The 6,687-nt window shown below is 64.6% G+C and carries 6 protein-coding genes and 1 pseudogene; 2 read left to right on the top strand and 5 right to left on the bottom strand.

The annotated features are described in order from the left end of the window. Window positions 1-191: 191 nt before the first annotated feature. Window positions 192-1,381: pseudogene (locus tag JOZ76_RS01640) on the bottom strand (lytic murein transglycosylase). Between the two features lie 355 nt (window positions 1,382-1,736). Here JOZ76_RS01640 and JOZ76_RS01635 point away from each other — a divergent pair. Both JOZ76_RS01635 and JOZ76_RS01630 read left to right on the top strand, forming a co-directional pair. Then, entirely contained in the window at window positions 1,737-1,913 is a 177-nt protein-coding gene (locus JOZ76_RS01635; RefSeq protein ID WP_291696892.1) for a hypothetical protein, read from the top strand. Between the two features lie 99 nt (window positions 1,914-2,012). Further along, on the top strand, window positions 2,013-2,417 hold the full coding sequence (locus JOZ76_RS01630; RefSeq protein ID WP_291696891.1) for a GFA family protein: 405 nt from the start codon (window positions 2,013-2,015) through the stop codon (window positions 2,415-2,417). Window positions 2,418-2,540: 123 nt separating this feature from the next. Here the strand turns inward: JOZ76_RS01630 and JOZ76_RS01625 are convergent, their stop codons facing one another. From JOZ76_RS01625 to JOZ76_RS01610, 4 genes are all read right to left on the bottom strand, one after another. Further along, window positions 2,541-4,313: a Spy/CpxP family protein refolding chaperone gene (locus JOZ76_RS01625; protein WP_291696890.1), complete on the bottom strand. Its 1,773-nt coding sequence runs from the start codon at window positions 4,311-4,313 to the stop codon at window positions 2,541-2,543. Window positions 4,314-4,500: 187 nt separating this feature from the next. Further along, window positions 4,501-5,313: a hypothetical protein gene (locus JOZ76_RS01620; RefSeq protein ID WP_291696889.1), complete on the bottom strand. Its 813-nt coding sequence runs from the start codon at window positions 5,311-5,313 to the stop codon at window positions 4,501-4,503. A 247-nt stretch (window positions 5,314-5,560) separates the two neighbouring features. Continuing rightward, window positions 5,561-5,764 (bottom strand): hypothetical protein, encoded by a 204-nt coding sequence (locus tag JOZ76_RS01615; protein WP_291696888.1) that lies wholly within the window; start codon window positions 5,762-5,764, stop codon window positions 5,561-5,563. Between the two features lie 431 nt (window positions 5,765-6,195). After that, window positions 6,196-6,540: a hypothetical protein gene (locus JOZ76_RS01610; protein WP_291696887.1), complete on the bottom strand. Its 345-nt coding sequence runs from the start codon at window positions 6,538-6,540 to the stop codon at window positions 6,196-6,198. Window positions 6,541-6,687: the final 147 nt, after the last annotated feature.

The following is a 6,687-nucleotide window of genomic DNA, read 5'->3' as shown; positions in this document are numbered from 1 at the left end:
CACCGCAAGCGATCGCCAATTCGGAATTTTCTTCGCCTCCCATCAAATCGCAACCATCGACTTGACGGCAGCCAAAAGTGTCGGTGATGTCCCCGGAACGGTGTCGACCATGTCCTCGGACTAAACATTGAAGCGGGGCATGACAGCCAGTGCTGATGGCGCCGCCATCGCCATAGCGCCGCCAGCGGGCGTTAGCGCGCCGCGGTTGCCGGCGGCGAGGCAGCCTGCGCCCGCATCCCGCCGCGCATCTTTGCCAGCAGTTCGGCGGTGGGCCACGAGTCCGCCGGCAGGCCGAACTTGATTTGCATCGCCTTCACGGCGGTGCGGCTCTGCTGCCCGAGCACGCCATCGACCTTGCCGACTTCGAAGCCGGCGCGCACCAGGAGCTGCTGCAATTCCTTGATTTCGTTGAACGGCAGTTGCGTGACCGGTCCGGCAGGCCGCCGCATCGGCGGCGCGCCCGCGATTCGCGTCGCGAGATACGCCGCGGTGGTCGAATAGATCAGCGAATTATTCCATTCGGTATAGGCGGCGAAATTGGCATAGGCGAGAAACGCCGGCCCCATGCGGCCCATCGGCAGCAGCAGCGAGGCCGGCAACTCGTCGTTCGGCAGCGCGCGTCCGTCAGGATAGGTCACCCCTAACTGCGCGAGTTTTGCGCGCGGCATCTGGATCGTGAGATCGGCCTGGTCCCATGGAAAATTCTGCGGCGCGCGCACCTCCTCAAGCCACGGCTCGCCGCGCCGCCATTTCAGCCCCGTGGCGATATAGTTCGCGGTCGAGCCGATCACGTCGGGCGCGCTGCGCAACAAATTGCGGCGGCCGTCGCCGTCATAATCCACCGCATAGGTGAAGTAATGCGTCGGCAGAAACTGCGTCTGCCCGAGCTCGCCGGCCCATGAGCCTATCATTTCGTCCGGCGAGAGATCGCCGCGATCGACGATCTTCAGTGCCGCGATGGTCTCATTCTGAAAACGCTCGGAGCGGCGGCAATCATAGGCCAGCGACACCAGCGACGGCAGCACCGGCAGGTTGCCCATGTTGGCGCCAAAATCGCTCTCCAGTCCCCAGAAGGCGGCGATGACCGCCGGTGGTACGCCAAACTCCTTTTCGGCGCGCGCGAAGGCCGCGCCATAACTCCTGATGTGCTGCTGGCCGTTCTGCATCCGGTACGTCGCGGCCATGCGGCCGGCGAACTCGGTAAGATCTGGCCGAACACGCGCTGGCCGCGGTCACGGTTGACGATGCCCTGATCATAGGTGAGGTAGGGCGAAGCCTCCGCAATCGCCTGCTGCGAGACGCCGGCGGCGACCGCCTGCTGCTTCAGGTCGGCGAGGAACCGGTCAAAACTCGCGCCATTGTGGCAGGCGGCCGCGCGCATCGAGGGCGCGGTGGCGGGCCGCGGCGCGGCCGGCCCGGGCGTGGAAGGCCGAGCAAACTGGGCCGATGCCGCGGACGTGAGGAAAGTCCCGATCACCGCGACGACAGCGGTTCGGATTGCGGACGACAGGATCGGCATAGGGCCCCCGGTTCATGCGTGACGCGTTCAGGCCATGTCGAATATCCGAACCGGGTCGAAAAGGAAATCGCCTGGTCCGAGGCCTGGTGTGGGCCATCCGGGCCGTCCGGGGGAACCGGTAAGGTTGACCGGTTAGGTTAAGGTACGCGTGTTGTTGCCGGTTTTGCCCGCGCCCTGATACAGGGTGTGGGCCATGATCGTTGATCGAGACGATATGATGTCATTGACCCCGGTGTCGACACGAACCCACTGGTCCGAACTCTGGCATCTGTGGACCGTGATCCTCCCGCGCCGGGCGATCAACGGACAGATCGTGATCGGCAAGGTCTGGCGCCGGCACGATGGCCGGCATTGGATCTACAAGAAGATCACCGAGTACGGCTCCGACCGCTAGCCGGCATTTTTTTACCCCGTCACCGCCACCTGCTGACAGTGTGCTGGCAGCAGCCCCGTCATAATGTCGCTTCCGACCGACGATGAAAGGAGTGACGTCATGCTGAAAACCTATCACGGCAGCTGCCATTGCGGAGCCGTCCGCTTCGAGGCGGATCTCGATCTGTCAAAAGGCACCGGTAAGTGCAACTGCTCGATCTGCACCAAGACGCGCAACTGGGGCATCACCGTCAAGCCGGACGCCTTCCGGCTGATCTCCGGCGAGGCTGACCTGGCCGACTATCAGTTCAACACCAAGCAGGCGCATCACCATTTCTGCCGGCATTGCGGGGTGAGGTCGTTCGGACGCGGCAACATTCCGGAGATCGGCGGCGAATATGTCTCGGTGCAACTTGCTTCGCTCGACGACGCGACGCCCGAGGAACTGGTCGCCGCTCCGGTCAAATATTTCAATGGCCGCGACAATGATTGGTGGCACGCGCCGGCCGAAACTAGGCATTTGTGAGCTGAGCACAGCGCGAACCCGGTAGGTGGGCAAAGGGGCGTCTTCGCGCCGTGCCCACCATCTTTCGCAGCATCATTCGCGGTGGTGGGCACGCTTCGCTTAGCCCTACATCGCGTGCCGAACCTAACCCGTCCGCGCATTGATGCGATCGAACTGCGCCTTCTGTTCGTCGTTCAGCGCGTCATAGAACTTGTTCAACGCGGCCTGCGTCGTCTGCAGCGCCCTCGACATCGCGCTCAGCCGATCCTCCATCGCGGCAAGGCGGCCGGTCGGCGTCAGCGTTTCCGCAGCCTGGCACTGCCCCTTCAGGATCTCGGCCGACTTCGCGGTGGCATCGTCGAGGGCCTGCAGCGCGCTATCCTGATCGGGCTTCAGCTTGAGCGCACGCTGGATCCGAAGCACCGGCAGGCGCGCTTGCACGCTGTCCTGTCCGCTGCAGAGCCGGTCGAGACCCGCGGTTCTTGCCTGCGCCTGGTCGCCCTGGTCCAGCGCATTGAACCGCTCGCGCTGTTCATCGTTCAGCGAGCCGTAGAACTTGTCGAGCGCCGGGCGGACGATCTGCACCGCCTTCAACATCGCATCGACGCGCGTGCGCATGGCGGTGAGCCGGCCGGTCGGTGTGCTCGGCAACTCGGCCGGACAGGTGGCCTGCATCACCTCGACCGCCTTCACCGTTGCGGCTTTGAGGTCATCGAGCAGTCTTTGCTGGTCCGCCGTCGGTTGAACCTGGTCGGCGATCTTCTGGATGGAAAAGTCCGTGAGGCCCTGGGCCTCGCCGGAACAGATCCGCTCGCGTGCCGAAGAGGCCGGCGCGGTGCCGCTGGTCGAGGCGACCCGCTCCGATCGGGCATAGGCCCGCTCCGAGGCGCTGGACCCCGCATAGGCATAGGCATCCTGCGGCGCGTAATATTCCGGCGCGTAGCCGCCATAGATGCCGGCATAGACGTCGTCATAGGCGTACGGCCAAAACGTGTCGTAGGCATAGGGCGAGAAGGTGTAGTTGACGAAATCGTCATAGGCATAGGGCCAGAACACCGCGCCGGCGAAGCCCAGCACCAGGCCCAGATGGTGGTGATGATGACGGCCCGCGCCGGCAAACGCGGACTGCGCAAAACGTCCGCGGAACGTCCATTGCGACGGGTTCGTTCGCATGCTTCGGGGCGACTGGCCGGCGAAAACCGGGCTTCGAATGATCGGCGTCTTCCGACTTTCTTCGACGCGGGCGCGGGCAGCCTCCGCCGTACCACGGTCGCTGCGGGCGACACCGACGGTTTCGCCGGGCCGGAACCCGCCGGGTCGCTGACCGACCGTCTCGGCCGGTCGCGGCGTGGTCTGGCGCTCGGCCCGGTTCACATTCGGGCCGGCGGCGGTATGATTGTTGACATCCACCCCGGACGGCGGCGTCGCGGCATGCCGGTTGAGCGCGGGCGGTGCATGGGCGGCAATGTTGCCATGTCGCGCCTCGCCTGTCGCAAATCGCGGCGATGGACCCGCATGTCCCCTGGCAATCTGCGGAACGCCATGAGGCGGTGCGGCACTGTGCGGCATCGCGTGAAGAGGTGCGGCATGTGCCGCGAAATTGCGCGGCGGCGCGGAGACGTGCGGTGCGGCAACGCGCGGCGTGGCCATGTGAGGCGCCGGGGCCGCGAAGTGCGGCGCTGCCATGCGCGGTGCGGGAGCGGCCATATGCGGCGCAGGCGCCGCCATGTGAGGCGCGGGCGGTGCGAAATGGGGGGCCGCGGGCGCAGCCATGCGAGGCGCCGCGGGCGCCGGATGCGGCATCGCCGGTGCACCGCCGTGAGGCATGCCGTGGCCGGGCAGCTGGGCCGATGCGATCGGGATGAAGGTGAGGAAAGAAAGCGCAGTCACCACTGCGCGGGCAGGATAGCGCGACATCGCCGCAACTCCGCAAGGTTCTTGCTGAGCTTGTAACGTTCCGTGTCGCTGGTTCGTTCCGGGCACGCGCGTCCCGAACCCGAAGTCCGCTTCATTTTGCCGCGCTGAAGCGGCGTTCAGCGGATATTCATCTCGCCAACAAGCCCGCGTCCGAAGATTGTTGCATTCAGCGCAGTCTCACCGGAATTCATTCGGCGGAGGCGAGCGGCCTGCTTGCGGGAGCATCGGGATCGAAGCCGAAGACGCCGACCAGGTACTTGTAGTACTCGGGCATCTTCTCCTTCAGCTTCGCGCGGGTGTTCGGTTCATGCACCGAGTCCTTGCCGGCCAGGAAGATGCTGGCGGTCACCGCAAAGAATTCCCTGTGGTTCTTTGCAACATAGGTGTCCTTGCCGAACACGTCCTTGGCCTTGCCGAAGAAATCCTTGATGCCTTTGTTGTCGAACCCGTTTGGCAGCAGTTTGCCATGATAGGCGTGCAGGAGTTCGTGCAGCATCACCGGGTCTTCAGCGTAGCGCATCATGTTCGGACGCAGCATGATCACGCCGATGCCGGAATCCTCCGCGAGTTCGACCGGGTCCGAATTGATCCACTGCCGCTTGTCGCTGTCCCATGCGGTGATGTCGCGTGCGGCGCGGGATTCCCGCTCCGGCCCCGCCATGCCGTAGCATGCGGCGGCCGCGCCTTCTTCCAGGCAGGCCATTTCGCTCGCCACGATCGGCACCGAATGGAAGAAGCGCAGCACCCGGGGGCTCAGTCCGACGCTTTCGACGACGTCGAGCTGACGGCGAAGAGTGTCGGCGGTCGCTGCGACGTCCCCGCGGTCGGAATTTTCCGACAGATCGAATGTATAACCGCGATAATGCTCGTAGGTGGCCCGCTGCGCGGGTGCGGGGGCATCGTTTGCGGGCTCGAGGTGGATCACGCGCGGGCCGGCCGCTGCGCCATGCGCGGCAAGCGCGAGAGACAGGATCGCCGAACACACGACAACGCCACGCATGATGTATCCCCTGGGTCCAAGGTCTCCGCCGCACCACATGAGCCTTGCCGATGGCCGCGGTGGACCGCATTGCGAAGGCCCGAGAGCACGAGGGCTCGCGGCGTCATATCAAGGCTAGACGAGCAACATTGCGGTGCCGTTAAGACGGGCCTCGCCGCTCTGGCCAGCGATTATGCCGGCGTTAACCATGCCGGATCGCGTGCGGAGCACGGGCTGCAGGCGCTCCGTCAATCCGGGCTCTGGTCGGTCAGTCGTGCAGCCGCAACGCCATGTCTCGCACGTCCTGCTCCGAGGTCGCGGAACCACCGGCATTGGTGGACTTCAGCATCACGCCTGCAAGGCCATGCAGCAGTAGGAACAGGAGCAGGATGGTTGCGACCAGCACCTTCTCGGTGAGCAGCGGCACCCGCACCGACGAACTGCGGGCAACCAGCCCTTCATTCGATGCCATGGCGCCGATGTCCGGAAGAGGCATGCGGTTCGCGGACGGCCCGTTGGGCGGGGGTGCCGAGCAGGTGACGGTACTGGTGCAGATTTCGTTTCGCCTGCAGCCGCCGCGAGTGGTGCAAAGCCTCGATGATATGAGTAATCAGGCTTTTGCGGGTTCGCTCGCGGCTCGGCGAATGGTCTTTGGACGTTCTTTGGGAGGTCGTCTGAGAAGCAATTTGGGAAGAAATCTTTGCATCAATCGATGGCACGTGTCCCTTGAAACTCCGCTCATGTGACGGCGCGCACCATGGCTGATGCCGGCGTCGGCGCATGTGACGTGAATTACATTTCAAGGAATGGTGATGCGATATTAAGTCCGCGCTAGCGCCGAGCCCCTCTCGGACGGCGGTGAGATTGCGAACAGAAGGGCGCAGAAGCGGGAGAACGCGCCCGCTACGCGTCAGCCCCCTGCGCCGTTTTTCTCTTCGCCGTCTTCTTCTTTGCCGCCTCTTTGGTCGCTGCGGCCGCCGCGTCGGCCGCAGCCACGGCCTGTCGCATCGATCGCGCGTAGCTGTCGGCAGCGTTGTCGGCGGAGATCTGCAGCCGCCGGGCGGCCGCGGTTGCATGCTCTATCGTATCCTTGGCGATCTGCCGGTAGCGATCCCGGGCCGGCTTGTCCTTGGCTTTGGCCGCCAGGCTTCCATAGCGATCACGCCGCTTCTTCGCCGCCGCCATCAGGCTCTTCTGCTGCTGTCTGGCCAGCTGCCGGATCACGACATCCAGGTCGGCGTCTGCCATGTTCGTCCTCAAAGCTTCCCAAAACCCGTCTGATTCGGGCGAACTATGCAATTGCCAGCCCGGCTTTGCAATTGCAGCGAGCGGTGCCGCGCGAGAACGGGACGGTCGAATTCGCCACCATCGAGCTCTGCCCAAGAGCGCATGAAT

The organism is Bradyrhizobium sp., from assembly GCF_019244115.1.
Lineage (GTDB): Bacteria > Pseudomonadota > Alphaproteobacteria > Rhizobiales > Xanthobacteraceae > Bradyrhizobium.
Note: the sequence above shows the minus strand (reverse complement) of the source record. Positions and strands in the feature narration are given on the sequence as shown.